This window comes from Phocaeicola salanitronis DSM 18170 (assembly GCF_000190575.1).
GTDB classification, from domain to species: Bacteria; Bacteroidota; Bacteroidia; order Bacteroidales; family Bacteroidaceae; genus Phocaeicola; species Phocaeicola salanitronis.
In genome coordinates this window covers 4051472-4077443 of the sequence record NC_015164.1, presented here as the reverse complement: position 1 = coordinate 4077443, position 25972 = coordinate 4051472, and the positions used below count along the sequence as shown (strand labels likewise).

The following is a 25972-nucleotide window of genomic DNA, read 5'->3' as shown; positions in this document are numbered from 1 at the left end:
CATGCCTAATTGGTGTAACACAGCCCTCGTATTCGAGGGTGACAAGCAAGAAATCAAGACCCTTTACCAAACGATGAAAAAGTTGGAAAGGCGCAAAACTCCATTGGTAGCAAATGACTTTGGCTCAAACTGGCTGGGTTGCCTTGTCGAAGCCTTGGGCGGCCAATGGAAAGAAACCTATTGCCGTGGCACATGGTATTCCTTGAAGTGTCATGGGAATACCTTGCGCATAGAAACCGAAACCGCATGGGATCCCTGCATCGAAACATATGACTTCATCTGCAAGGTATTTCCGTCACTGACCTACTACTACCGTTCGGAAGAGCCGATGATGGCGGAATACCTGACAAATGATGGCGATGGGCGTTATTTCAAGGAGCGTTACATCGCGGACATGAATGTTCCCGACGGCGAATTCATAGTGGAGTATTTTAACCGCATAGAAGAAGCCCTGCAATGGATAGCAGAAATAAGCGGGTGCAACATCGAGTCGGAAGCAGACGTGGAAGCCCTCAATGAGCAGTGGCATACAGGCGACAACGAGGGATATTGTTACCTGCATCATTACCGAGTGGTCTAAACAGAAATTAATTAAGAAGGAGTAAATATGGACAAATTCGATTTTATCAAGTATGGTGCCGCTGTTTACTGGCATGACCCGGATGGAGGTTTATCAGATGGAGAGTATAAGGTTATCTCCGCTCCAGAAGAGATTGAAGAGGACAGCATCATTTTAATCGCTTCCAACTATTCGGAAGTGGAGGTATTTCCCACGGAATTATCACCGTTGTAATTGTAGAGAGGTTTGGCATATTATAGCCATTGAACAGTCAGCCGTGGAATTTTGGTTTCCACGGCTGGCTGCTCCTCATTAATTGTTCATGCCAAACATTGGCACGTTTCCCTATCAACTAACCTGTTCTACCGTCCCCGGCGGTATGGCACATAGTCATCCGACGCTGCACCCACCAGTTCCCTGTCCTCATGCGCCACCTCCAGCGTGTTCCCGTCGCCGTCCACATCCATGATGTCCGGCTTGGCCTCGATGCGCTCCTGTACGGCATCAATCTGCTGCGAAATCATCGAAGTCGCCCTTTTTACATCGAACAAGGTCGTTTTCAGGAACTCCGGTGACTCTTTTAGGCTGCCCAGCCACGACTTCAAGTAAGCCGCCGATTCCTCTTTTACCTGCTTCGCCATGCCATAGCGTGAAGCCAACAGCGCACTGCCCAGCTCGGCCACCAATTCCTCCCTTGCATATTCCTCCGACCCGAAAACGGCGGGTTTCAAACGGTTCAACCGGCTCTCATGCCCGGAGCTGTGGGTCATCTCATGCAGCATGGTGCCGTAATAGGATTCCCCGTCCACAAACTGCGCCTTTTCAGGAATGACAATCTCGTCTTGGCTGATGCTGTAATACGCCCGGTCTTGGTGCATGGGACGGATGGGGCATACCCACAGCCCTTTATCCACCATCTCATCAAACGGGGCGAACAAGAAAGTCAGTTTCACAGCTTTAAGGGTATTCAGTTTCTTTCCGGAAGAAATGTCTAAAAAGCTTCTCTTTACCATGACTAAGACGGAGGTCTTATGCTGGCTTTTACGTCTGGGTTTCAACGGACAGTCTTTTGATGTTTCAAGCAATAGAGAAATTTTAGTGCGAATAACTTGAAATATCTCTATTATCTATTTTTAAAACAAATGAGTATAGACTTACTTCGCTTCTTTAACAATAGATTGTTTCTTGTAGTAACTATTCAAAAAATATATTCCGGACACTTCTTCTTTATAAAATGAAGCAAGCATTATGGCATTTGAAAGTTCTTGTATTGCTTTATATGTACAACGTTCCCCTGTTTTTAACCTAAACGCCATTGCTATTAAATACACTATATAATGTATATCAAACACATTATGCACATATGTTCCTGTTGACAAATTTTTATCATCAATAGAAAAGTGTTTTAATGTATGCATTAAGCCTCCTATAAAATCAGACTTTGTTGGATCTTCCTTATTCTTTTTAATTAGGCGAAGTATATCTATTCTTAAAATATCCTCTTCAAATTCGTTATTCTTACGGTAAACAATATAACAACAAGGATGATCTATTAGGAACCTCACATATTCATCTTTATCTCCGAGTTTGTCAAATGCACTTATAGCATAAATTGCATCAATAACATCATTTGCGTTTCCTGTGCCAAATTTCTCTGGAAATTTTTCCATTGCTTTCTGAATTTTAGAATAAATCAAGTTCAAAAAGGTACTGTTAAAAACCAAATAAAAATCATAGTTATCATCTATGTAGTAATGATCAATATCCATGATTGAAAAGCCAAATTGAAATACATTAAGAGGTTCTTTACCTTGTTTTTTTCTTTCATTATTTTCGTGATTCCATAAACTCCTCAGTTTAGGTTGCATAAACTTCATGAGTTCATCGTATTCTTGTTTTGATATAAGTTTCATTTGTCATTTATGTTAATTGTTAAATCTTTTTCCTCATAACTCCCAAAAGAAAAATCAATACCATATTCTTCTTTTTCAACTCTGTCATCTGAGGATAAGTCAAGTAATTCTTTAATTGGTATTTGTGTTATATCTTCAGGCGTAGGGATAAAAATAAAGTTACAATCCTTTCCTTGTAAGAATTTATCGTTATCGCAAAATGGTATATATAGCTGAAAAACAAAGTTTCCATATGCTATCATAAATAGATATTGCGGGACATTCTCTTTTATTCGCTTTTCTTTTCGTTTATATAAAAAGCATATGGGTTTGCCAAAAGGATGTATTCCCCCATATTGCCTATATAAAACAGGCAGTTTACACATATATTTTTTCCGTCCCATTAAATAATCCATTGCATTTTGGACATTTGGCAATTCTTCTTCTGGAATAATTGTTAAAGCCATTTTGAGCAGGCACTTATAAACCATAGATGGTTTATAAGTACGTTTCCCTGAAAAATGAATAATGTGACGTTCCCTATCAAAATTTACGATTGCATCTTCATCTTCTTTTTGTGCAACAGAAATCATATCTTTTATATCAATTCGAGAAAAGTCTTCAACCCTATTTTTGTAGGAAGGAATCCCATTTTTCCCATGTATTTGAGATACACAATGTCTTAATCTCATATAATTAGAAAAGTGGCTTTCAAATTGAGTAAAAAGAACTCCATTACATTCATCGCATTCGTAATAAGAGAATAAACGATTGTTTCCAATTAAATTTGATATTGCATGAGCCTCTTTACGGAATTTTGTTTCTCTTTGGTTTCGGTTACAGAACCGGCAAGATCGATTTTCCTTATTTCCTATAAAATGTTTATTTTCTATATCGGTATCATACTTTACAATACAATCATAGTTTTCATAAAGATTATTGCACATCAAGCGAAACCTTTGAGGTATAATAATGTTATTCATAATGAAGTAATCAAAACTTATATATCGATAAAATATTGTCAAACAACGTGCAAATATAATTATTCATTATATTATGAACTACCAAACTCATTCTTACTTAAAAAAAACTCATAAACATTATAGCTGCAAAGATACAATAAAACATGAAATGCATCTCCATCTTTCTGTAGTTAACGCGGTTTTATATCGAAAAGCAGTCTGATTGAAGTCCGCAATGCCATTCTCTATAAGTTAAAAATCGAATGACAAAGAGAACATCTTCCCGTGAAGAGATATTCAGCGGCAAGATTTTGAAATACGGTGCTGTATTTCACCATTATATAATACCATTTATATAAACCTGTTGGCGGAATTAATTGGGGCATGAAACCCACGGGCGGAGATATCTTCGGGCCAAGACAGAGATATCTTCGGACAAGGACGGAGATATCTCTGGACAAAAGAGGAGATATCCGCCCGCAAAGCCGTACAATGGACCGACAGATAAAGTGCATATTGGTTATAATTCCGCCAACGGGTATTTATATAATAAATAGTGTAGTTATCTTAGCGTCCCCGGCGGTATGGCACATATTCCTCCGCCACCGTACCCACAAGCTCTCGTTCCTCATGAGCCACTTCTTGTGTGTTCCCGTCGCCGTCCACATCCATGATGTCCGGCTTGGCTTCGATGCGCTCCTGTACGGCCTCAATCTGCTGCGAAATCATCGAGGTCGCCCTTTTTACATCGAACAAGGTCGTTCTCAGGAACTCCGGCGACTCTTTTAGGCTGCCCAGCCACGACTTCAGGTAAGCCGCCGACTCCTCTTTTACCTGCTTTGCCATACCATAACGTGAAGCCAACAGCGCACTACCCAGCTCGGCCACCAATTCCTCCCTTGCGTATTCCTCCGACCCGAATGCAGCGGGTTTCAAGCGGTTCAACCGGCTCTCATGTCCGGAACTATGGGTCATCTCATGCAGCATGGTGCCGTAATAGGATTCCCCGTTCACGAACTGCGCCTTTTCAGGAATGACAATTTCGTCCTTGCTGATGCTGTAATACGCCCTGTCCTGATGCATGGGGCGGATAGGACATACCCACAGTCCTTTGTCCACCATCTCGTCCAACGGGGCGAAGGAGAATGACTCGCCGTCCAATTTTACGGGCGGTTTCAGTTCATTGGCAGACCGAATCTTCTCGTACAGTTCGGGACGAGCCTCGCGGAGGTTGGTCTGGTCCACATTGAACACGTTATATACGTTCATCTTCGGATAAACCGAATATCGCTGTTTTTCTTCATCGGACAGCCTTTTATAGTCCTCATACTTGATTTTCTCTTTCGTTTCCTTGTCCACCACGGTAAAGGTGGTGATAAAAACCGGGAAGGATCTCTCGCCTTTCTGCACGGACACCAACGACAGCTTCTCTCCGTTTTCATCCAGCAAAGGCTGCCGCGAGCCGTCCTTCTTCTTGCTGTAATTGAGCGACAAGGCCGCATCGAAGGTGCAGAACACGGGAAGCTCATACCCCCTTTTCTCACATTCCAATGCCAACATCAGAGCGTTCATCCCGTTGTACTCCCTGCCCGAAAGGTTCTTCGGCCATTTCATCATGCCAGCCGTAAACCAAGGCTTCGACCAGTCCTTTTGCAGGGTGGAGATCTTCTCTATCATCAGTTCCGTGAAACGCTCCAACGCCCGATCTTCGGCTGACGGGCCATCCCTGTGATAATCATTCCTCTTTGACATGTTTATACCTGGGTTTGATAGTTATTATCCTTTTTTACCCATTCAGCCAACTCTTCCACCCGGCAAGCGATGTTGAGCTTGTCAAGGTAGGCTGACAATTCTAGCTTGCCCTTGGCTGTTATACCCGTCTTAGGTGCAAGGAAAGTCCCCCGCTCTGCAGAGAAACGGATGAAACGCACCCAAGTGAAAGCGAAGGCTTCTTCGTCTTTCTCGGTGCTGAAAGCCGAGAATACAAGATACTTGCCGCCTTTCTTGTCGGTCTTTTCCTCCACCTGCTTGCCGATGGTGCCGCGAAATTCAATGTCGCCCGTTATGCTGTCCTTGTCGGATACAGGGGCAAAATCCACTGCTTCGGCATGGAAATTCAAGTATAGGTTGTCGCTACGCTTACGGAAAGTAAGCGTACCCTGCATTTCCACCCTTGCACCCACGGCATACGAGGTGGTATCTGTTTCTTCTCCGTCCATTGATACGGAGATTTCCACTTGCTTGCCCGCACCCGACTTGGCGGGAATGGTTGCCTTGACGGTAAAGCAGATAAACGATTGTCCCTCGCTGTTGGTCCGCACCGTCGCCGCCCGGCTGACCGTGCCGTTGATTGTCACATTGCATTTGATCATAATTGTTATCCTTTATTGGTGATGTATTCGTTATTTCGCTATTCTGTCTTTTATCTGATTTGCAGGTTCTCGCCTTGACCATTGTGTTGTTCCATTCCCTGCTCATAGTTCCGTGCCACTTGGCCGGAAAGGGCAATGCTGTTCACTATCGCCGCCACTTGGATGCGTTTCTGCTCTGCCGTGGTACCCGTATCGGAAAGGACAAGGGAAAGGCGGTTCATCTCCGATGCGGTCAGTTCGTGCGAGAAGATTCCGTTGCCATTGTCCATATGCAAGATGGGGCGGCCGCCGTCCTGTATCTCCAACACGCATTCCTTGCAGGCGGCCAGCAATGCCGAAAGGTCGATGCGCTTGCCCAAGGCCGCTTCGGTGGCCACTTTCATCTGTTCATCCTTGTTGTCAATCTGCATGGCCAATGCCATGAGCGAAGTGAACATCGTAATGGCCATCTCCACTACGGGATCAGTGCCGTAGCCAAGACGTGCACCGCTGTCCTCCGAGGAAAGCAACTTTTTCATCCATTCTTCCGGTGACAGGGTTGTGTTGACGGCCGCACCATCAGCAGCCTTGTATTTTTCCATCAAGTCCTTGCCTTCATACATCAGTTGCAGGTTGATGTTCCCCTTTTGGGCGACATCGGCCAAGTATGCTGCAGGATCGATATTACGCCTGCTGCCGTCCGTGGAGATTTGCACCACACCGAATTGAAGGTTGTCCCCCGACACGCCTACCTGCTGTCCGGCGTTTACCGTATCGCCCACTTTGGCATTCGTGTTTGCCAAGTCTTGGTAGCTGACCTGATAGGTGGTGCCGTCTGTCCGTGCATACTCTACCGTCAGTGATTTACCGCTGTCCACCGACACCACCTTGCCATTGTCTTCCGTGGCCAAAACGGCTTCATGGTCTGTTTGCAGGGTGATGCTGCGTTGTCCGCCGAACGGCGCAGTCACCAACAGAAACTCCAAACGTTCCAATGGAAAGGCATAACCTTTGCCCTCTTCGGTAAGGTGGCTTTCCATGTCCTCGCCAGGTGTCCGGCCTTGTGCTTGCATCTCTTCCATTACCATGCGGTCGTACTTGTCAAGCCCGTTCCGCTCGATGATGCCAATGAGAGAGGCAGCGTAGTTGCCTCCCGTGGCATATCCCGCCTGTTCCAACCCTTTCGCCCAGCCCTTGTAGTCATCGGCTTGCAACTTGAAACATCCGGCATACCGTTTGTTCTCTACCAGGAAACGGGAATGGTGTTCGTAGGAATCGGCCACGCTGTCATAGCTGCAAAACTTCTCATTGGGTTTGTCATCTGTATACAAGCCATACCTGCCGCCACCGTCCAACCAGCTTTGCGTGGCCTTGATGCCGAAATGGTTGTTCTCTTTCTTTGCCAAAGTGCTTTCGCCGTTGCTGCTTTCCAATATGCCCTGCGCCAGTGTCACGGAGGCCGGTATTCCGTAGCGGCGCATCTGCTCCATCGCACATTTGGCGTATTGCTCCGCATATATTTCGTTCTTGCTTTTACCCATATTTGAATCTTTTGATTGTCAATAATCCCTGTTATCTCCCACGCCCCACACGTGCCTCATTCTCATGGCTTACCGTTTGCTTGGATTCTTCCAATTGGTCACAAATTGCTACCCGTTGTCCTGCACGGATAAGTTTGGGAAGATGGGTGTCCAAATCCATGAAGGGGAATGAAATGGTATCCGCCTTATCTCCCTGTTCCACATCAAGTTCCAATATCCGTGAGGCGGTCTGTGCATCCTCCTTGTAGGCCACATAGTTGTCGCCGGTCCGGAACAGCAGCAAAGCATCGGGGTGTTTGGATTTAAGTTGGCCGAACTGTTCCTGCATGGACGGGGTGAAAGAGTGTCCTTTGGCGGTGGCCTCAGATGCCATGTTGGTTTGTTCTCCTTGTTTGGATTCCTGTGACTGGATTTGCGCGTTTGCCTGTTGCAACACATCGGCAAAGAGCATGCCTGCCAGATTAGTTTTGTATTCGGCCATATCCTCCGCCGCCCACATCCGTTGCCACTGTTGGGGCGTCACCAGCCTCGGCTGGACCTTCTCCACGCCGTCAATGACCGGGGCGCAGAGGATGCGCTCGTCCTTGGTGCGGAAAATATTCACTCTTTTAATCCTTGACAGGTCGGCATTCTCGATGTGACCAGCGAACAAGTCCGTTTTCAGTTCCGGCTTATTCTGCGCCAAGGCGTAGTATTTATTGGCCAAGCTGCGGCGGACTTCTGCGGACGCTTCCTGTTGCCCTTGCTTGATGGTGGTGAAGAAACGGTTGACATCCTCCTTGTCGGGATAGACGCTGAATGACGCCTCTCCCTGTGGTTTAAGGTACAACGCCCACCGCCCGTCATCGTCACGCAGCATCTGTATGCGGTCGAACTGCACGGTGGTCGCGTTTTTCACCGCCTCGGACACGTCGATGTGCGAAAGTGTCCGCAGTTCCTTGCCCTCTAATTTGGCCGTAGTTACCTCCTTGCCCTCAAAGTAGCTGTCATCGGGACGGAAACCCAGTAAGCCGTCCTTGTTAAAGAAACGGACGAATGCAGCGCCTTGCGCCCGCAAGGCACTCTCGATGCGTGGCTTGGAGAAGCCGGGCAGGTTGTTCGTCACCGCCTTTGCCCCGCGTTCCGACCGTTCTTGGGCACTCATCACCTCGTCCGGTGTCAGGCTGTACGGACGTTTGTCACCGTCGGGCAAGACCACATGGCCACCTTCCAACGCCCCGCCAGGCAGCACGACATCCACGAGGCCCGTCTGCTTGTCGCGCACGATGACCATCTCCTTGGTGGAGCGGTCGGGTATCCCTTCCAAGCTGTCAGACACCGCATAGCTGCCCTTGGTATTCCACTCGGCAGGAATGTACTCCTTGCAGGACTCCGCCATCTTGGTGCCGTAATTGGCGGCTTCGGTAAAGGCGATTTCCACCACTTCGGGGTCTTCGTCATGTACCCTCGACAATGCTTCTTCCACCTTTTTGTCATAAAAGCCCAGACTAAACTTTTCCATGAAGCCCTGTTTCTCGGCGGGAGAGGCGAAATTGCGGCTGTCCACGCCCATGCCTCCCTTACGGATGATGTCGAGCAGGATGGCGCTCTCCCTTGAATCTACTTGCGGCTTCTGTTTCTCGCGCAGTTCGGTGGTGCGTTTGTGATCCCGCAAGGCCGCGTATTCTATCTTCTCGCCACGCTCCGCCTTGCGCATCACCTCCACGGCATTGTTCATGTCCGTTTCGATGGCTTCCAGCAATATGGGGTTCTCGTGCAGTTCCTTCGTCCAGTATTCCACCAAAGGCAGGTTCTCCGCTGACATCTTGGCCGGCAGACCGAACTCCGTCATCTTCACGCCAGCGGCGAGTTCAGCCACCAGTCGTTCATATTTCACGGCATCTTCCGAAGGTGCCTTGCCGCCTTGCATCACCATGCCTTCACGGGCAAGACGTTGCTGATGCCCGGTGGCACTTGCCACTTGGCGCACCAATTCCTGCACATAGTCGGGGTAAGAGGCAAAATGCTTTTGGTCTGGCATATAGACGGCATCCTTGGCGGTGTCGTAACGGGGTATGCCTGTGCTGTCCTTGCGGATAGGTACGAGGTTTTCCTTGACCTGCGCCACGAAATGGTTGACGGCGTTCCGCAACTGCCGCTCTTCCGCCTTGAGGTTGCCCCGGTCGTTGATGCCGCCATAGCTCTCCAGCAGGGCACGGTAGGTTTCGGGATTGGAATCGGGTAGCGTGGTCTGGTCCACGTTGAACAGGATGCGTATCTCCCGGTTGCGCACTCCTTTGTATTGTTTCCGCTCTTCCTTGTCCATCCGGAGGTAATCCTCCCTCGACATCGTGTCGTTCGGGTCGTTGCGGTTAACATACTTCTCCCATTTGTACCAATGGAAGGGCACACCTTTTTCACCTTGCAGCACCGCTTGTCCGTATTTCTTGGCCTCGTTGAACGAGAAATAACGGGCGGTCTTGTAACCTCCACGGTCGGTGTGCATAGCGAGTATGAGAGCGTTGAACGGACTAACTTCAGGGCCTTTCGGGTAAAACATGGGAGCCGTCCTGCCCGAAGCGTTCAGCCAGTAGCCGCCGCTGCTTGCCGCTCCGTTTAATGCGCCTGACAGCAGTTCCTTTTCCCTTTCCACTGCGGCTTTCTCTTGAGGACTTTTATTCTTGCTCATTTTTTTCAGATAATGTTGTTACTTGATACCAAATGTCCTTTCCCTGCCTTCCTCCAATGCCTGCTCCGAGGCACGAAAGTTCCCTTGGGCTATCCGCTTGGTTTGCTCATGCTTGGCCAGCACGGCATTGGCAAGGGTATTGATCGGCAATGCCCCCTCCCGGCAGGCTTCGGCGGCATTGTGTGGCAACAGGACGCTGCACGGCACACCGTCGATTTCCATAAAGAGGTGGTCGCCTTGAAGCACGGGATTGGCGAGCCTTGCGTTCAGTTGTTCATCGGGATAAGGCTTGTATAGCTGTCTGGCAGGTGTTTCTTCTTGCTTGTCAAGAGCTTCTTGCCCGGCCTTGTTGAGCAGGTTCAAGCCGCCCATGCCTATCAATACCATTTTCAGCAAGGGATTACGGACGAACATGCCCAGCAATATGGAAGCGACGGGCAACAGACTGTCCTTTACCCCGAAAGATTTCGTATGACCGGTGAACAAGCCTATCAGCACATCGGGGAGCATGGAAACCACATAGCCGAGGTTCTTGCCCACGCCGTCCAGCCCGTCCAACCCGAATGTCCTCAGAAAAGAATCCCAACCGCTCTCATTGGTCTGTTGCTGGTTTTCGTTCTGGCCGCTTTCCGGTGTTTGTTCCTGTTGCGGTTGTTGTCCAGTGTGTTGTCCTTCGCTTTCCGATTGCACGGCTTCCGTTTTCTTCTTCTGCGCTTCTTCCTGTTCGACCAAGGTCCGGAGGTATTCCTCCTCATGCCCAGGCGCGACAATCATTGGCACGTCCTTGTAGCGTTCGTCATCGCGCTTGTTTTCCGGGATAAATGATTTCAGATCCATATGGGGTAGTTTGTATTGTTCCGAATAATCCGCCCATAACGGTTTTTCCGTGAGGATGCCCATGGGCTTTACCAGCCGGCTGTTGACGGAAAGCACATAGTCATTCTCGTAGGAAACGATTTGCTTCCCTTTTTGGCGGAAGCCCGTGAACACGTTGCCTTCCGCACCGAACACGCCACGGCTGATGCACTCTTCCACGGTCGGTACTTTTACGCCTCCTTCTTCATCGCCGTCGATATACCGTTCCACACCGTAGGAAACAGCTTCCAGCCCCAAAGTCCCCGCCAGTGCTGTCCATGAGGAGATGCCGCCCGTGGCTGCGGCATCCGCCACGAGGGAAACGCCATGTCCGGCTGCCCTTTCTCCTTTGGACGGCTTATAGGCGGCTTCGCTTCTTGCGTCGATTTCCTGTTGTAGGGGAGATTTCATCAGGGAGTCGGCGAAACCGAACAGGCTGCCCTCCATACCCTTGCGCAGCACGTATTCCACCGACGACTTGGGCATCCGCTCGGCCACCATGTGGTCTATCATCAACTGTTCCATGCGGTAGTCCACATAGGCGAAAGCCAGGTCGCCCCCTAATCGGGCAGAGAGGCTGTCATACCGTTCCCTGCCTATCTCGGTCACGACCGCATTGCGCCATTCCCCGGCAAGCAGGGTAAGGTCGGAGGCGATGTCCTCGTTTCCGGCAATCCTTTCCCTGCACATCTCCACATAATCCTCGGCGGTCTTGCTGTTCCATTCTCCCGTGAGCCGCAGGTGTCGGAGCGTGTTGTCGGGCATTCCTGTGGTTCCGTTTGCAAGACTGCCCAGTAGTCCTGCTGGACTCATGGCGTATTCGCTTGTCTCCTCCGCCTTTTTCTTTCCGATGTAGTCCTTTACGTCCTGCATGACAGCCACCATATGAGTGTCGAAGTAGCTTTGCAGGCAGTATTCCACCTCGGCGAACCGTCCGTCATGTCGTATTCCATTGCTCATGTGATGTTCAGTTGTTTCATCAGTTGTTCTCTTGTCTGTTCTATTGCGTGGCGGCAGGCCTCCATCTGCTTAGGGTAGTATTTCTCCAGCATCGCGTCCTTGGCTATCTCATCGCGAATGAAGCCCACCGCCGTCTGCCGGTTGATTTCCACCGAGGCTTCCCCGTCCTCTTTGTTGTTGAACCAGGCCTTCGTCCACCACCTCAGTCTGGCGCGGTCGGGATAGACGGTCACTAATCTGGGTATGTCGAAACTGCGCACGTCAATCTCTAAATCCGCCAGCGGGTCGGTAACGCCGATGGCGGCTACCGCTTCGTCAAGTCTTTTTTTTACCGTTTTCACCCAAGGTGGAGAGGAACACCCCGTGACGGAACGCCAAATAGTTCAGGAAGTCGCTTATCAGCAGGTTCTGCACCTTGGCGGCGATGGGCATGGCGCGTGTGCCGATGCCGAGCGGGTTGGCCAATGAGGGTATCACCTCGTAGAAATAGTTACGGACGGCCGAGAGTGAGAAGATGTTACGCAGCGATTGGGCGGTATACTCCGGCACACGGTACAACCCGCGTCCTATTTCCGACAGGTAGTCCGGGTAGAAGCGCAGCATCAGTTCCTCCACCTCATCCTGGTCATCGTCATAGTCTGTGGGGATGTCCATTTCGATGGTCTCAAAATCGGGCATCCCGGTATGTCCTTGTTGCCGCATCATTTTCAGGTTGCCGTACAGCATGGTCAGGAAGTCTATGGGATTGATTTCCTCACCGTCGTACCTTACCTCCATATGTAAGAGGTTTCCGCTGATGGCCAGAATGTTGCCGGCTTTCACCTTGGCTCCGAATGGGGCCATCGCCCTTGCCAAGTGGGCGTATGTCACTTCGTACTTGCCGTAGCGTGTCGTCAAGGACAACCCGTGCGTGGAGTTGCTCCCGATACCGCTCACGATACCGTCTGCCACAGCTGCCAACAGGTAGCGGTTCGTGGCGAAATCCACACCGTGATGGAAGAATTTCCCGCCGGTCTTGGGATGGGTCTGTTCTCCGTAACCCAAGGCCAGCCTCACTTCCCCGTCGCGTTCCTCGAACGGCATGCAATAGCCGCTTCGCGATGCGAGGTTCATCTCTTGCGTATAACTCATATTTCCTGTCATTGCCAATTCAATTCTCCATTTCTAATTCTTAATTTATCTTCTCCTTCCTCCCTGCCGTTCCTGCGCTTCTTCCGGGTTTTGTGTTGCTGGTTGCATCCGTTCCACCTTGGAGTTGTTGCCAATCAGCATCATGCCTAGCAGGAGGCCGCCGATCTTGCCTAACCAGCCGAAACGTCCGAACACCAACAAGGCGGAAGCCACCAAGCCGAGCATTCCCAAGCCCGACACGTTTCCTTTCCCCAAGTTGGAGAAGAAATTGCCGAACATATCCAAGCTGTTCCCACCGGTCAGGTTGCCTAAGAATGTTCCGATGCCTCCCCATGTCCGGTTCATGGTGGAAACGCCCTCCTTTACGCCTTGCAGGGCTTCACCGGCTTGTTCAACAGCCTGTTCCACACGGTCGGCGGCTTGTCCGGCCATTTCCACTCCTTTGTCCACATTTTCCTCGCCGACCAGCACGTCGGCCACGGTGCGCACCACCGGCTTGTCGTTCACGATATTCTCCCACGCAAGGTAGCCCATGCCGCCTCCGACAACAGCCGTTTTGGTGGCATGGCCTAATCCGGCTAGGGTGCGTTGGGGATGCACTACCGCACCGCCTAATGAGCGGGTGGCAGAGTTGTTGACCAGTTTTTTGCCAAAACCCAGTATTCTTGCCCATCCTGCCATATCCTAGTACTTATTTTGTAGTTGTTTCCATCCGTTTATAAATCTCCGTTTCTTCTCCATCTGCGCATGGCGGCACGGGCTATTTCCGCCTTGTCCGCTTTCTGCGGCCTTGCCCCTTCATCGATGGTCGCCCACACATCGGCCAGCGAGGTGTATTTCACCGCCAATGTCAAATGGCGCAGTTTCCGGTTCATCGCTTTCAGCTTCGGCCGGATGCCGAACACCAATTCTATCCGTTGCTTCTCGGTCATCTTGGTGTCACTCAGGCATACTTGCCGGATGTCGTTCACGATTTCCACGCTGCCCAATATCAGCTCTTGGTAGATGCGGTTGCGGTTCGGGGTGAGTGCCACAGCAATGGCGTTTCCCGCATGGCTGCGCAATTGGTCGTTCAGGCTCCCCATATTTTCGGCCAGTTTGCCTACCTCGTGGTAGAAGCCGTATATCTGTGCCGCATAGCTGATGATGTCGCGGAAAGAATCGAGGTAGTCGTTGAACTTCCGTTGGATGTCCGTCGTGCCTTCCACTTCCTCCCGTGTCCAGATATGCCCGGTGGTCTGCATCAGCATCGCCCGCTCCTGTGCTTTCAACTGGTCTTCCGCCTTTTCGGTATAGAGGTACACCATCCCGGCCAGGGTCGGGTCGATTTGTGCCTTTAATTGCAACGAGCAAACAAGCAGCAAGCCCATTATCACGATGTGTCTCATTATCCCTGCCATTCTTAATTCTTCATTCATCATTTTTCATTCTTCATTGGATAGTCCTTGCCGCCCTTCGCCATCTGTCCAAGGCGGCATGGGCAACTTCCCCGTTGCTCCTGTCTATCATCCCGGCGGTAACATTGTTCCATACATCGGTCATCGTATAGTAGCGTATGCTCAGATGCAACAAGTGCAGTTTCTTGCTGAAAGCGTCCAACCTGTCGGACAAAGCCCAGAGGGTTTCGCTCCGTTCCGCCCCGGTCAGCATATTCTGCAGGCCTCCTGTGGCCACGGCATTCCTGAGCAGCGTATAAACTGAAACCAATTCCGTAGCCGTTTCAATGTAGAGGTTGTTCATACTCATCGTGGCGACAATGCCCTGCGGATTACTGGTAACGGCCTTGCGCAGCTTACCGAGGGTGATGAAGATGCGCACCCCGTCCTCATACAGGGTGGTGGCTGCTTTCAAGGAGGAGGCATAACCTTCCACCGTCTGCAGGTAATCGCTGTACTTCCGCTCCCATTCGTGGATACGGTTGAACTCGGCGGCTATGGTGTTTTGCAAGACCGCCGTCTTGGTCTGCCCCTCTATCTGGTCTTGTATCTGGCCGTTGATGGCCTCGTTGCCTTCCGCCAGGGCCAGCCATTCCAAAGGATTGGTCTGCACGTATTGCGCTTGTACACTGATACTGAAGCACAAGGCAAATACAATAGTCGGTATCTTAACGGTTCGTGATTTCATAGATTCCTTTTCTTCGTTTGTTCAATTCTACCCGTCCACGGATGACAGACACCAGGTCATTGTTCATGTCCATGCCGATGATGTCAAGCCGGGGCGTGGTGCGGTCGCCCGAATGGACGCTCACGGTTTTCAGTCCGCAAAGCTGTTGCAGCAGGTTGCTCCGCTCGGCGAAATCCACCACCCGGTATAGTTCCACATAATCGCTGCTCCGGGTAATCACCCCGTGCTCGTATATCAGTTGTTCGTCCGTAATGCGGTAAATCATGCGTTTGAGGTAGATAAAACGGTAAGCCAAGACCAACGACATGGCCACTGACAACCAAAGCAACAATCCCTTGAACAGCATTCTGTCCATCCCGGCACAAGCGTAACCGCACAGGTCGAGCGTCAGCAACGGCAGGTTGTCGATAAAAAACTGCAACGTCCGTGGCCGCAGTTGCAGGGTGTCGGGTCGCGTAAATGGCGGTTGTGAAGTAGTTTGTGTCATCGTCTGAATCGGGTTTGTCGTTCTTCCGTATTTTCTTGTTCCTTATCCTCATCCATCCGTTTGCCCATAAGTTGGTCGTTCCAGTCCTTGTAGCCCTCGCTGGGTGGGCGGTAGTCAATGCGTCCTTTCTCCAAGCCAAGTTCCTTGCAAATAGCTTCAAAGTCAAATGTGCGAACGTCCAGTTCCGTCCTCCCGTATTTCCCGGTTAGGTCAGTCACCACCAAGGTGTCTTTCTTCGTCATGTGTGAGTTGAATACCCGTCCGTTCATCTGCAAGGCGAAGTTCACGGCATAGAGCTGTCCCGCCTGGTCGCGGTCGAAGCAGAGGTGGTGGTTGGCATCAGGGGTCTGTTCCAGCATCCCGGCAAACTGCCTGATGCTCGGCGTGCCTCCCGTGGAAACGAACACGGCATTGCCCAAGTCGGCGTATGCCACAGTTTCCTTCTTTTCGATTTGGTAGAACGCCATCGCATCGAAGGCACTCTCAAACCAGTACACGTCTTTCACACCTGACAACGGGACGTTGAAACCGACATCACTGCGGTGGCTGTTCAGCTGGGCTATCCACATTCCCTTGGTGGCGTTGCTCCCTGCCGCCATGCCTTTATAAGCGGTCTTACCCTCGGCATTGGGGCGGCTGCGTTCTTCCAAGCCGACAATCTGTTTGCCCGGCCATGCGGGCAGTGACAATGGAAAAGCGAGGTTGGTAAATACCTTGCCGTCCGTCCGGTGCTTGGAGGCAAGGAAGAAATGACTGCAAAAGGCGCGTTGGGTGTCAAGGTCAATGCCCCGGTTCTTGAAATAGGGATAGAACTTTTTCTGGCTCTCCCAATCGTCCATGCGGAAGGCTTGCAGGTCGTATTCATCCATGTCAAACGGTTTGCCATTCTTGTTTGGGTTGAATATCCTTGTTTCACGGATTTCTTGCGGCTCGTTCAACAGACGGCGGCATACGAGGTTGACCAACCGGTCGGCGGACATCCCCGGAGTGTATTCGGCAAAGAAGTGGGGATGTTCCTTGATGAAGGAAATGACATTGTAATTCTTGCGTTCGGGCGGCTGGAAACAACAGAAGCCGTTGGCCGTGACGATGAACTTGTCTCCTCGCACACGCCGCCCATCGCTGTCAATGCGCACATACGACGGATAGCGCAGGCCGTCACGGCGGTTCAGCCGATAGCCCGCGTCCACCAGCAACTCCTGGATGCTCAGCCGCCTCTTGTAATCCTCGTAGGTCAGTTCAGCCATGATTGGTTCTCAATTCTTCATTCTTAATTTTTCGCTCTTCGTTGAATCACATTCCATGTCTCATTTCATGCTGCATCCGTTCCGTGTTCACGGCTGCTTCATAATTGCGTGCCGCCACGTCCATAGGGGTGTCCACTCCGGGCTTGAAGTAACACCGGTGAGGCGGTGGAGGGCCATGCTTTTCCAGGTAAATGTCGGGGCGTGGTCCACGGCCCAGTTCGCCCATGACGGCTACGCCCGCCAACAAAGCCGCCCCGATTTTCGTTCCCAACGGCACGTTGTCCCTCGACTTCATGTCCACTTCCCCGAATATCTTGGAAAACAGTTTTAGGCGGTGGTAGTCATCAATGGCCATGAACTTGTCATATTGCTTTTGGGTGATTTCGTGGCTCACTGCTTCGCCGTCTATGACGGCGGTCATGCGGTACTTGCCCTCAGTTTCGGTGGGTTCTACCCGTATCTCGTCCACGGTCACCTCCCGTCCATGCCGGCCCTCTCGGAACCAGCCCTTGTCCGGGTTGATGTAGGCGAGGTCGTTACCGTCCATCACCACCGTTCCCTTGTGCAGTACCCTTTCTTCAGGCTCTACGGACAGGCCTTCATTGACATATTGCCCTTGCCCGCCTTGCTCTATTTGCCCCACTTGGGAAAGCTGGCGGTCCAAGTCTTCCTTGACCGCCGGATGCAGTTCGATGGCAATCATCTTGTCACTATTCAACATGTCCATTGTGATAGGTGCGGAAAAATCCTCCTTGATGATGCCATTAATGATTTCCAGCCGTTTTTCCACCGGCACATCCTGTGCAGAGTTGTTAGTCAAAGCTGCCAATTCCTCGTCTTTCAGGTCATACTGCAAATCGGCAGAGACGGAGGAAGACTGTATGGTCAGCGTCTTGCGCTCGGAATCTATGAGTATGCCGTGGCTCGCTAAGCATTCCTGCCATTTCTCGTTGGTGAAATAGACGGGGGAAGTGATGAGCGTGTGGTAAGGCTTGGCCGGTTCGGTGGGTCGTGGCCTGGGTTGCAAAGGTGTGATGACCGTTTCCAGTTCCTCCAACACATCCTGTCCGGCTACTGTCGTGGTGGGTTGCCCCTTGTAGTAGAAACCATAACCGCCGCTTTGCAGTTCTCCGGGTTTCATGCGTCCGTCGGGGCGGTTAGGCACTATCGGTGCGCCGGGAAAATAGAGGTTGCCGCCTATGCGCCGCAGGTGGAAGCCGTCCTGCTGCCGGGGTGTCCAGCCGAGAAAACACGCTCCCCATGGGTGGCGGTACATGGGATGCGCCCAACCTGATCGTCCGTATTCACCAGCGCCGATACGGTAGCCGTGTAAGCCCATGGCCACCCGTCCGTTGGCATTCCGTGCGTGTACGAAATCCCTGGGCAGGTCGAAGTCCGCCGCCACAATACTTGCGAAGGTGTTATAGCACTTTCGGTTTGCGTAATTCGTACCCCAGTCGGTCAGTGCTTGCAGCTGTTTTTCGGTGATGGGATAGGAAAGCAACGGGGAATCATGTCCCTGCACAATCAGGACAAAACCCTCGCTGCTTCCTGCTATATGCCCCCTCATGCCGTTGCGGGCCAGCAGGTCTCGCATCTCCGGCGGCAGTTCCAAAGGGCGTGGGTTAGTGTTCTTTCGTATGCTCATTTCATATTGTTGTCATGCGGTTATATGCTCATCAGGCATCGCCGTAGGCGAGTGCCGTTTCCATCTCCTCCTGCTTCATGTCGAGGAAGCGCAAGGCGGTGTCGTCGTCCATTGGCAGGTCACGCAGGCGGCAGTACTTTTCGTATTCTGTTCTCCACTCCCTCGAATGGTACCATACATAGTCTTTCCAACCGTACTCACCGCTTTGCACCTTTTCCACGAGGGTCTCTTCCGGATAGTATTCTTCCTTTGCCATGATGCCTTACATTTTGGGAGTGTTGGCGTTCTGCATCCTGCGCTGGCTGCTCCGCTTCAACTCGTTCCACATTTCTTCGGTGTAGTCGTCCTCATGCACATAGTCAAGTCCGCCTTCGCCGTCTGCCACCCAGCAGCCGAAACAGCCGAAGTTATACTTGTCCCACTCGCGTTTCGCTTCCTGTTTCCATTGTACGCCGTCACCCACACATACCAAGATGCCGGTCGGCTCGTTCAGGTCAATGCCGATGGTCATCAGGTCGTCGCCCTCAGCCACGGTTAGCGGTTCACCCACTTGCAGGCAGTTGATTTCCGCTGTAGAAAGATGGAATTCATCAGCTATGATTTGCAGGTTGCGTCCGATGACGGGTGTGGGAACGGAAAGGATTTGCTTCGTGCCGGAATCTATCTGGTGGAATGCCTGTACAGGGGTAGCATTGTCGCCATGCATCGGTGCGATGACCGCCTTTCCTTCCAACAGGCGTTGTTTTTGTTCATCACTGAACCGCTCTAGGCGGCTTTCTACCAGTACTGGGTAAAACAGCACGTCGGCTGTGCCGTCCTCACGCCGCACCAACGAGAAGCGAGTTCTTGCATGGATGGTGTTGCCTTCCGAATCATCCGCACGGATGGGCAAAACGGGTGAGCGGCGGCCTGAAAGGATGGCTTGCAGTACATCCACCGGCAGGTCACCAACCATCTCCCTTGTCAGCCCGAATTGTTCGAGAGTACCGTAGGGTACTTCCTCTTCCGAGAATTTGTATCTGTTCATTCGTCCAAATTATAGTTGTTACACTTGGACAAATGTAAGGCGGTAGAATGAAGCAAAGTAAAAGCCGGGAAGAAAAATGCTCAGATTTTGGGTTATTTATAGCTGAAGAGAAAAATCATACTATCAATCATACTCAAAACGAAGAATGGGGCTTCCCGGCATGAACGTGCCTTGGGAAGCCCCATTCGGGTATAAGTGGTTATGTTTATAGGTGCAATTAGGACTTTTCAGTCTTGGTTGCCACATACATTTGGTTTCTGCTGGTTGGGCTGTCGGGGTCTGTCATTGACAGCAAACCTTCCGCAATCAAGGGAGAAATATACACTCGCTTGAAGTTTACCCTGTCTTTCAAATTGAGCAAATTCATTATTTCCAAAAAGTTTTTGGGCTCTTTGCAGAAATCCAATATTAACGCTCTCATCAAGTCCTTCTTGATGGGGCTTTCTTGATGGGGCTTGCCGATGGGTAACGTCAACACCACATAGTCGGGTTGCACTTCCTCGGTCAGCCTTGACTTTATAGACACTCTAAATCTGATTCGTAGGTCTGATTCCCTATAAAATCTTATAATATGACCATTCTCATTGCAATTCTTCCCTTTATACGCATCTACATATTACTTTTGTGCCATGAAAAAGTCATGGCTATTACTCACTTTATCATTCTGTTGCTTGTCCTTACAAGCACAGTTCCATACCATTGCATATAGCAAGCCACTGTACAAAATGCAGGGAGTGGCCGAGCCTACAGAAACAAAATGCCTCCCCGGAGATGGAGAAGCAGACAAACTTGTTTCCTTTACTTCGATTGCAGGGAAACAGCCAGATGAAATGCGGAGCCATTGGATAGGCTGTTATATGAGCGTGTCTTACCCTTTGAAGAAAATCATAGTCACTTCACCTTTTGGAAGGCGCAAAGATCCTTTTACAGGCAAACGTAGCAACCACAAAGGGTTGGACTTGCGGGCAAACAGCGAGGAGGTCTATGCCATGATGCCTGGCGAGGTCATAAAAGTATCTTCTGATAAGCGTTCTGGCAATTACATTGTCCTCCGTCACGGTGACTACACTGTCAGCTATTGCCATCTTTCAAAGACATTGGCAAAGAAAGGCGCACAGGTCTTACCAGGAGAAGTAGTGGCTATCAGTGGCAACACGGGGCGTAGTACCGGTCCGCACTTGCACATCACCGCCAAATACGGCAAGAAGCACATTGACCCGGCCATCTTGCTTCAGTTGATTAAGGAAACCCGTGAAGAAGCATTGGCACGTCTGGCAATCGGCTGAGCTTACTTTCCATTTCCTTTTAAGAACTGCTCGTAGTCATATTCATTCATCCCCGGCTTATAGGTCTTTCCCGACAAGAACATCCTTGCTATCAGGGATGGCCAGAACACGGGTATCAGCCACATGACCGCCCGGTTGATAATTGAATTTACATTGCTTTTCCTGTTATACCTGCGCCCCGGATGCCTCTCATAATATATTCCAATCGGTATCACAATGTACCGCCACGCTATCAACAACAATCCGACCCATTCCAACCCGAACAGGCACAACCCGATGACAACCAACCAGAAAGCGGTTGTCTCCGGCGATAGGAAATGCCTTAGCATTTTCCCGCACAATTTCAAAAGAATATAGGCAAAAGCCAGTAATACAATGTACTCCATACCTTTGATTATTAGACTACTAAGTTAAACAATCTTTCCATTTATGCAAAAAATCCTGCTTGTATTTTGCCACTTTTCTTAAAGATATTTCGAAAAAAATGCCATTCCTCATTCCTTCATGATAAGGAATAGGGAATGGCATCCACTACAAGTCCGCAAAAAACAACAGGCAAACTTCAGGACTATTTTAAATTCACCGTCTTTGTTATGCCAGGGAAGACGGTCAACCGGGCTGTCCCGCCATTGCTTATCTCCACATTCGTGTACCGTGCCTCTACCACCACCTTGCCATCCAGCCTGATGATGCCCCATTGACGGGGATTGGTTTCCACGACACAATAGTTGCCCACGGGGTTCTGTATGCTACGGTAAATGGGCGGCACGATGACGCGGCTGCCTGCTCTCAACCCCCATTTCAATCCCGATTGGAACGGAACGGCATCTTGTATTTTAGCCAGTCGCATCTGCTGTTTCTTTTCTTTTTCCCGTTGATGGTCCGCTTTCATCTTAGCGGCTCTCGCCTCGGCTTCCGCTTTCAGTCGTGACACCGCCACATCAAAATCCTCGTCTTGTGTTTTTGGGTGCTCGCAGGCGATGTATTGCTTCTCCTTGCCGTCCATGGCATGGTGGTAATTTCCCTTTCCGTCCGTAATCACGATGCTGCCGTCTGCAAGTTCGCCGCAGAATCCATAGTATTCTTCTTCGTCATTCGCCAGGATGCACACACAATCCTGATGAAGGAAAGCATCCTCGCTGTCTATGTGTCTGAACTTACAGTTGTCGGTCAGACTGGTATAAATCCGCAAATAGAAGCCACGTGGCACCAAGTCAAAACTGTTTATTCCCAACGGACTCTTATAGACATTCTTGGTGCGGCTATAATACACCATTCCGACCCTCAGCATCTCAATCCTCCCGTATTTCAGCACTTCCGGTTTCCCGTTATACAGTTTGGCTGTTTTCAAATCAATGTAAAATGTATGTCCGGTATTGTCCGTCACGGCAACAATGTCGTCCGGCAGGAATTTCATGTACCGATACCGGTTGAGCTTCATCCGTATGTTCCCGTTCCCATCCGTGATGCCGACCCGGTTGTCTTCGAACCTCACGGCAGCACAATTGTCTTTCACGTCAAATACGGTGCGGTATTGCGCTTTGGCGGTGATAGTCTGTCCCATTTTCAATCCCCAAAGCCCGCTTTGACGGTCTTTATATGGTGTCAGAGTTTCCGCTTGCGAAGCGTTATTATCAAACAGGGAAGAACCGTTTTGCAGGTAATCCATCAACTGTCCGTGCGATACAATCGTCTCCAGCAAGCCGTCCGCATTCAATGTCTCGTCTTTCACTTGTCCGGCAGCCATATAGGAAACATTTCTTGCGTTTGCGGCGGGATAGCCTTTTCCGGCCAGCCGTCCTTCGAACATCGCCTGCCAGTCACGATAGGCAGTCGGCAGGCCGAACAGGCGGTAAAGCCCCACGTTGTCGATAATCATGCAGCTTTCCTTTCCCACCGTTTTTCGTAGTCCGCGTCCCACCTGCTGCAGGTACTTGGAAAGCGAGAGGGTAGGGCGTGCCAATTGCACGAACTCCACGTCCGGGCAATCGAACCCCTCGCTGAACACATCCACGTTGACCAGTACCTGTATTCCGCCTTGCCGGAAATCCTCTACAAGTCGTTTTCGCTCTTTTGCAGGTGTCTTGCTGTCTATGGCGACGGCGTTCATTCCGTGTCCCTTGTAATATTCCGCGATATTCCGTGCGTGGCTGATACTTATTGCATAGATTATGCCTTTCTTTCCGTCGGCGTATTGTCTTACGCTTTCATACAGTCTCTCGATGCTTGGCCGTTTGTTCAGCACGGTATCCATCTCCTTTACTTGGAAATCTCCGTCCGCCCCACGTTTTTCCAAACCGTCTATTAGCTTTTGGTCTTCACTGTCTGGACGTATGGATACATAATCAAAAGGCGAAAGCCACCCTTGACGGATGAAGTCCGCTATGCTGTCCGATGTGATGAGCGTGTCAAACAAGTCCGTGAACCCCTTGCGGTTCAGTCGGCAAGGCGTGGCGGTCATACCTAATTTCTTCGCTTCAGGATAGCGTAGCCACAGTTCCTGGTAGGTTTTCGCCAATGCATGATGGGCTTCGTCTATCACAATCAGGCTCGGCCTTTCATCATCCACGTCCTCCCAATGCCTTGACAGCCATTGTATGGACAACACTTTCACCTTTCCATACTCTTTGGATATGCTGTATCGTGCGACGGTCGTTTCTATTTGCTCTACAAGTTCACGACGATGAGCGACAATCCAAACACATGATTCTTCATTCTTCGTTCTTAATTCTTCATTCACGAGGGAGGCCAGCAGGTGTGTTTTGCCAGTGCCGGTGGGCATCTGTACCATCACGAACGGGTGTTGACGCCATGCGTCAAGGACACGTTGCATGGTGCCCGTTTGGTAATCGCGGAGAATGCAGGAATAGTTTTTCATAGAAGAAAAGAACGGGGTATTCCAGGTTTTAATACCAGTATAATCATTCCGTGACGAAAGCATATAAGCGGGAATTATGATGCAATTCTTCTATATATGCAATGGCCTCTTTTGTGCTCATTCTTTTTGCATACACAAATTGGCAATAAATGTTGCAATATTCGTTGTAAATATTCGTGGCGAATATTCCTGCATCGTCTGTACCAACCACGATAGGTGGAACAAGTTTCCCTTGCTTCCTCCATTCCAACCAATTATACAAATGGTAAGTCGTGTAATCCCTATGTACGCCGATAACCACATTACTTGTCGGCAATGTTTCAATTACAATTTCATGGTGGAACATATATTCCAGCAGCATTAATTGAAGTTCAACAAGTTCATCTTTCGCGAAAGCCCCGAATGTTTCTATTTCGATGATTTTATCATATCTATCCCTTGTCTCTTTCCAATGGTAGAAGAGAAAATATTTCAGCGGAATATCCCGGTAGGATTTTACGGATGTACCATTGTAATCCGCTTCAGGATTTTTATACCGATATAGCCAAGACTCAATTAACAACCTCAGTGGGATATGTTCACCATATACCTCATAAGAGAAATTGTTTATCGTCAATTCAAGATAGGGAAGGCGGTTGTTTAAATGTTGATTGTTAGAATGTTCTATCAGGTGGTATGCAAATAGTAAATCGTCAAGATACTCACCCTGCCTGATGAGCATCTTTTCTCCTATGTTGTCACGCCACAATTCAATGGGTATGCCTGTGGCGGAGGCATGGCCTATCCTGTCGCCGCGTTTTAGGTCCAGGAATATAATGGCTTCGTAAATGGCTCTCAAACCGCTCAATACGTGAAAGAAATCCTCCCCGGCATGGTACGTGAAGTGTTTGTATCCATGTTCGCGAAGATACCTGTATGCCGGTGCGAACACTTCGGGTGGGGCATCAAACTCGCTTGCCGCAGCGTCTATACCGACAAGCATTTTAGAGTAATTGTCATTCCTCTTCTTTAGTTGTGCCAAGATGGTTGCCTTGTGCATGATTTCTCTCCGCAACCATTTGTGCCGTACATATTCGTCCGGTTTTGTGTCCGGCCGCTTGATAAGGTGGGCAACCAATTTAAGTTCCAGTTTTATGCCGTCGCCAAGACCTTGGTTCTGCCGCTGCCTGCCAAGCTCTCTCCAGCCTATAGTGATCCGGTCTATCAGGCCTTCAGATTTCAGCAATGAGTCCTTGGGGGAGAACCGCCCTTCAAGCAAGCGTATGTTTCCCAATTTGTTACCTGCTATCTGTAGAAATCTCCGCCTGTATTCTTTCTCGCTGTGTTCACGGAACCCGTTCATGGTGTACTTCTGGAATTCCTCGAACCCGAAACTGTCAGGTTGCTGTACAAGCATCTTGTTGGTATGCCCTAAAATAAGCAAGTAATAGTGGAACAGAGAAGCCGTATAGTCATCGGCATTGTTGCGGCAAAGGTGTTCAAGCACCATCACATATAGCATGGCTTCCATACATATAGGATTACAGTCTTTCCCAACTAAATAGGCCATTGGGTGGTGTGAATCCGGCTCCTTTTTGTCGGCAATGGACAACTGTTTCAGCAGAACACTCAACGTCAATTCTTCGCCTATGCCATGTTCACCTGACACCAAGCTCTCACATAGCACCGACCTCAAGACACGTGCCACTTGCAGCAGCCTGCGGAAGGCCAGTGGCTTGATATAAGGCGACAACTGTAGGTATTGTTCCTTCACTTTTCCCGTGTCGGCTGCCACTTTCAATTCCATATATACCCTGTCGGGGTGCAGCAGGAAATCCTGCCATGTTGTATCGGTTTCCAACGTTCCGTTCAAGTGCATGTGCAGGTCGCATAGGCCATGCTCCCTTTCCCTCAGCTCTTCCAACTGCCGTATATGGGGCGATGGTATGGCCGTGAAGCGCAAATTGGGAATAATGTAGTTTGAAATATATTCAACAGTGGACATACCGCATGGCGGGCGTTCTTTCCATATTCTTGCTGAAACCATGATCAATGGTGGCATATAAGGAAGAAGCAGTTGCCATTGGTTTTGCCTTTCGGCATTGACATAAACCGTATTATTTTCCCATGACAGATATTCGTCGGCCATTTCAGACAATCCGACCGTGAACAATTCGCCCAGATGGCTTATATTCTCAAATGTTTTTTCCACCCCTAATCTATAATGGTGATCCGGGACATGGACATCTGACTCGCGTTCCGCAAGCATAAGGCTCATCTTCACATCCTCAAGGGAAACGGGTTGCGCCTCCACGAAGTATTTGTACAACGATTTGCTGTCTGTCATCAAATGCTTTATGAATGATTGTGCATTCAT

Annotated in this window: 22 protein-coding genes and 4 pseudogenes; 4 read left to right on the top strand and 22 right to left on the bottom strand. The window is 49.9% G+C overall.

Features of this window, described 5'->3' with window-relative positions; genetic code table 11:
* Position 1 precedes the first annotated feature (1 nt).
* Positions 2 to 580 (top strand): hypothetical protein, encoded by a 579-nt coding sequence (locus BACSA_RS17610; protein WP_013619378.1) that lies wholly within the window; start codon positions 2 to 4, stop codon positions 578 to 580.
* A 27-nt stretch (positions 581 to 607) separates the two neighbouring features.
* Positions 608 to 790: pseudogene (locus BACSA_RS17605) on the top strand (hypothetical protein); the annotation flags it as partial.
* Between the two features lie 251 nt (positions 791 to 1041).
* On the opposite strand, the pseudogene BACSA_RS17600 reads toward BACSA_RS17605, so the two are convergent.
* From BACSA_RS17600 to BACSA_RS17590, 3 genes and pseudogenes are all read right to left on the bottom strand, one after another.
* A pseudogene (locus tag BACSA_RS17600) lies at positions 1042 to 1500 on the bottom strand (zincin-like metallopeptidase domain-containing protein); the annotation flags it as partial.
* A gap of 213 nt (positions 1501 to 1713) precedes the next feature.
* Positions 1714 to 2472 carry a hypothetical protein gene (locus BACSA_RS17595; RefSeq protein ID WP_013619375.1) on the bottom strand — a complete coding sequence of 253 codons (759 nt, stop codon included), beginning with the start codon at positions 2470 to 2472 and terminating at the stop codon, positions 1714 to 1716.
* On the bottom strand, positions 2469 to 3434 hold the full coding sequence (locus BACSA_RS17590) for a hypothetical protein (RefSeq protein ID WP_144005240.1): 966 nt from the start codon (positions 3432 to 3434) through the stop codon (positions 2469 to 2471). The genes BACSA_RS17595 and BACSA_RS17590 overlap by 4 nt, the downstream gene beginning before the upstream one ends.
* A gap of 73 nt (positions 3435 to 3507) precedes the next feature.
* On the opposite strand from BACSA_RS17590, the pseudogene BACSA_RS20895 reads away from it, so the two are divergent.
* Positions 3508 to 3754: pseudogene (locus BACSA_RS20895) on the top strand (hypothetical protein); the annotation flags it as partial.
* A gap of 340 nt (positions 3755 to 4094) precedes the next feature.
* On the opposite strand, the pseudogene BACSA_RS17585 reads toward BACSA_RS20895, so the two are convergent.
* The 16 genes and pseudogenes from BACSA_RS17585 to BACSA_RS17510 all read right to left on the bottom strand — a co-directional run.
* Positions 4095 to 5165 (bottom strand): annotated as a pseudogene (locus BACSA_RS17585) (ArdC family protein); the annotation flags it as partial.
* A 2-nt stretch (positions 5166 to 5167) separates the two neighbouring features.
* On the bottom strand, positions 5168 to 5785 hold the full coding sequence (locus tag BACSA_RS17580) for a hypothetical protein (RefSeq protein ID WP_013619372.1): 618 nt from the start codon (positions 5783 to 5785) through the stop codon (positions 5168 to 5170).
* 50 nt (positions 5786 to 5835) lie between these two features.
* Positions 5836 to 7305, bottom strand: a complete 1470-nt coding sequence (locus tag BACSA_RS17575; RefSeq protein ID WP_013619371.1) for a glucosaminidase domain-containing protein — start codon at positions 7303 to 7305, stop codon at positions 5836 to 5838.
* A gap of 31 nt (positions 7306 to 7336) precedes the next feature.
* The gene (locus BACSA_RS17570; RefSeq protein WP_013619370.1) at positions 7337 to 9973 is read right to left on the bottom strand and encodes a MutS N-terminal domain-containing protein; all 2637 of its coding nucleotides are present in this window, start codon (positions 9971 to 9973) and stop codon (positions 7337 to 7339) included.
* An 18-nt stretch (positions 9974 to 9991) separates the two neighbouring features.
* Positions 9992 to 11788, bottom strand: coding sequence for a hypothetical protein (locus BACSA_RS17565; RefSeq protein WP_013619369.1), 1797 nt, complete (start codon positions 11786 to 11788; stop codon positions 9992 to 9994).
* Positions 11785 to 12069 carry a hypothetical protein gene (locus tag BACSA_RS17560; RefSeq protein ID WP_041584507.1) on the bottom strand — a complete coding sequence of 95 codons (285 nt, stop codon included), beginning with the start codon at positions 12067 to 12069 and terminating at the stop codon, positions 11785 to 11787. Before BACSA_RS17560 ends, BACSA_RS17565 begins: the two co-directional genes overlap by 4 nt.
* Positions 12070 to 12103: 34 nt before the next feature.
* Positions 12104 to 12919 carry a M23 family metallopeptidase gene (locus BACSA_RS17555; protein ID WP_041584506.1) on the bottom strand — a complete coding sequence of 272 codons (816 nt, stop codon included), beginning with the start codon at positions 12917 to 12919 and terminating at the stop codon, positions 12104 to 12106.
* Between the two features lie 45 nt (positions 12920 to 12964).
* Positions 12965 to 13600: an antitoxin gene (locus tag BACSA_RS17550; RefSeq protein WP_013619366.1), complete on the bottom strand. Its 636-nt coding sequence runs from the start codon at positions 13598 to 13600 to the stop codon at positions 12965 to 12967.
* A 35-nt stretch (positions 13601 to 13635) separates the two neighbouring features.
* Positions 13636 to 14307, bottom strand: a complete 672-nt coding sequence (locus tag BACSA_RS17545) for a hypothetical protein (protein WP_013619365.1) — start codon at positions 14305 to 14307, stop codon at positions 13636 to 13638.
* 43 nt (positions 14308 to 14350) lie between these two features.
* Positions 14351 to 15043, bottom strand: a complete 693-nt coding sequence (locus BACSA_RS17540) for a hypothetical protein (RefSeq protein ID WP_013619364.1) — start codon at positions 15041 to 15043, stop codon at positions 14351 to 14353.
* Positions 15024 to 15530, bottom strand: a complete 507-nt coding sequence (locus tag BACSA_RS17535; protein WP_013619363.1) for a PH domain-containing protein — start codon at positions 15528 to 15530, stop codon at positions 15024 to 15026. Before BACSA_RS17535 ends, BACSA_RS17540 begins: the two co-directional genes overlap by 20 nt.
* Positions 15527 to 16777 carry a toprim domain-containing protein gene (locus BACSA_RS17530; protein WP_013619362.1) on the bottom strand — a complete coding sequence of 417 codons (1251 nt, stop codon included), beginning with the start codon at positions 16775 to 16777 and terminating at the stop codon, positions 15527 to 15529. Before BACSA_RS17530 ends, BACSA_RS17535 begins: the two co-directional genes overlap by 4 nt.
* 46 nt (positions 16778 to 16823) lie before the next feature.
* On the bottom strand, positions 16824 to 18425 hold the full coding sequence (locus BACSA_RS17525; protein WP_013619361.1) for a hypothetical protein: 1602 nt from the start codon (positions 18423 to 18425) through the stop codon (positions 16824 to 16826).
* A 31-nt stretch (positions 18426 to 18456) separates the two neighbouring features.
* Positions 18457 to 18681, bottom strand: coding sequence for a hypothetical protein (locus BACSA_RS17520; RefSeq protein ID WP_013619360.1), 225 nt, complete (start codon positions 18679 to 18681; stop codon positions 18457 to 18459).
* Positions 18682 to 18687: 6 nt separating this feature from the next.
* Positions 18688 to 19452, bottom strand: a complete 765-nt coding sequence (locus BACSA_RS17515; RefSeq protein ID WP_013619359.1) for a DUF4099 domain-containing protein — start codon at positions 19450 to 19452, stop codon at positions 18688 to 18690.
* Positions 19453 to 19669: 217 nt separating this feature from the next.
* Complete coding sequence (locus BACSA_RS17510) at positions 19670 to 19978, bottom strand: Fic family protein (RefSeq protein ID WP_245546560.1); 309 nt, start codon at positions 19976 to 19978, stop codon at positions 19670 to 19672.
* A 103-nt stretch (positions 19979 to 20081) separates the two neighbouring features.
* Here BACSA_RS17510 and BACSA_RS17505 point away from each other — a divergent pair, with 103 nt between their 5' ends.
* Positions 20082 to 20738, top strand: coding sequence for a M23 family metallopeptidase (locus tag BACSA_RS17505; protein WP_041584503.1), 657 nt, complete (start codon positions 20082 to 20084; stop codon positions 20736 to 20738).
* Positions 20739 to 20740: 2 nt separating this feature from the next.
* Here the strand turns inward: BACSA_RS17505 and BACSA_RS17500 are convergent, their stop codons facing one another.
* The 3 genes from BACSA_RS17500 to BACSA_RS17490 all read right to left on the bottom strand — a co-directional run bounded on the left by BACSA_RS17500 (position 20741) and on the right by BACSA_RS17490 (position 25972).
* Positions 20741 to 21124, bottom strand: coding sequence for a hypothetical protein (locus BACSA_RS17500; RefSeq protein WP_013619356.1), 384 nt, complete (start codon positions 21122 to 21124; stop codon positions 20741 to 20743).
* 182 nt (positions 21125 to 21306) lie between these two features.
* Positions 21307 to 23616 carry a DEAD/DEAH box helicase gene (locus tag BACSA_RS17495; protein WP_041584108.1) on the bottom strand — a complete coding sequence of 770 codons (2310 nt, stop codon included), beginning with the start codon at positions 23614 to 23616 and terminating at the stop codon, positions 21307 to 21309.
* A gap of 43 nt (positions 23617 to 23659) precedes the next feature.
* Positions 23660 to 25972, bottom strand: a complete 2313-nt coding sequence (locus BACSA_RS17490; RefSeq protein WP_013619354.1) for an amidohydrolase family protein — start codon at positions 25970 to 25972, stop codon at positions 23660 to 23662.

What these genes read in the sequence shown, in the direction of transcription:
- BACSA_RS17515 (WP_013619359.1), bottom strand. Translation starts at nt 19,452, where the DNA reads ATGAACAGATACAAATTCTCGGAAGAGGAAGTACCCTACGGTACTCTC.
- BACSA_RS17520 (WP_013619360.1), bottom strand. Translation starts at nt 18,681, where the DNA reads ATGGCAAAGGAAGAATACTATCCGGAAGAGACCCTCGTGGAAAAGGTG.
- BACSA_RS17505 (WP_041584503.1), top strand. Translation starts at nt 20,082, where the DNA reads ATGAAAAAGTCATGGCTATTACTCACTTTATCATTCTGTTGCTTGTCC.
- BACSA_RS17565 (WP_013619369.1), bottom strand. Translation starts at nt 11,788, where the DNA reads ATGAGCAATGGAATACGACATGACGGACGGTTCGCCGAGGTGGAATAC.
- BACSA_RS17570 (WP_013619370.1), bottom strand. Translation starts at nt 9,973, where the DNA reads ATGAGCAAGAATAAAAGTCCTCAAGAGAAAGCCGCAGTGGAAAGGGAA.
- BACSA_RS17610 (WP_013619378.1), top strand. Translation starts at nt 2, where the DNA reads ATGCCTAATTGGTGTAACACAGCCCTCGTATTCGAGGGTGACAAGCAA.
- BACSA_RS17490 (WP_013619354.1), bottom strand. Translation starts at nt 25,972, where the DNA reads ATGAATGCACAATCATTCATAAAGCATTTGATGACAGACAGCAAATCG.
- BACSA_RS17495 (WP_041584108.1), bottom strand. Translation starts at nt 23,616, where the DNA reads ATGAAAAACTATTCCTGCATTCTCCGCGATTACCAAACGGGCACCATG.
- BACSA_RS17590 (WP_144005240.1), bottom strand. Translation starts at nt 3,434, where the DNA reads ATGAATAACATTATTATACCTCAAAGGTTTCGCTTGATGTGCAATAAT.
- BACSA_RS17550 (WP_013619366.1), bottom strand. Translation starts at nt 13,600, where the DNA reads ATGGCAGGATGGGCAAGAATACTGGGTTTTGGCAAAAAACTGGTCAAC.
- BACSA_RS17500 (WP_013619356.1), bottom strand. Translation starts at nt 21,124, where the DNA reads ATGGAGTACATTGTATTACTGGCTTTTGCCTATATTCTTTTGAAATTG.
- BACSA_RS17535 (WP_013619363.1), bottom strand. Translation starts at nt 15,530, where the DNA reads ATGACACAAACTACTTCACAACCGCCATTTACGCGACCCGACACCCTG.
- BACSA_RS17530 (WP_013619362.1), bottom strand. Translation starts at nt 16,777, where the DNA reads ATGGCTGAACTGACCTACGAGGATTACAAGAGGCGGCTGAGCATCCAG.
- BACSA_RS17575 (WP_013619371.1), bottom strand. Translation starts at nt 7,305, where the DNA reads ATGGGTAAAAGCAAGAACGAAATATATGCGGAGCAATACGCCAAATGT.
- BACSA_RS17545 (WP_013619365.1), bottom strand. Translation starts at nt 14,307, where the DNA reads ATGAGACACATCGTGATAATGGGCTTGCTGCTTGTTTGCTCGTTGCAA.
- BACSA_RS17555 (WP_041584506.1), bottom strand. Translation starts at nt 12,919, where the DNA reads ATGAGTTATACGCAAGAGATGAACCTCGCATCGCGAAGCGGCTATTGC.
- BACSA_RS17595 (WP_013619375.1), bottom strand. Translation starts at nt 2,472, where the DNA reads ATGAAACTTATATCAAAACAAGAATACGATGAACTCATGAAGTTTATG.
- BACSA_RS17580 (WP_013619372.1), bottom strand. Translation starts at nt 5,785, where the DNA reads ATGATCAAATGCAATGTGACAATCAACGGCACGGTCAGCCGGGCGGCG.
- BACSA_RS17525 (WP_013619361.1), bottom strand. Translation starts at nt 18,425, where the DNA reads ATGAGCATACGAAAGAACACTAACCCACGCCCTTTGGAACTGCCGCCG.
- BACSA_RS17540 (WP_013619364.1), bottom strand. Translation starts at nt 15,043, where the DNA reads ATGAAATCACGAACCGTTAAGATACCGACTATTGTATTTGCCTTGTGC.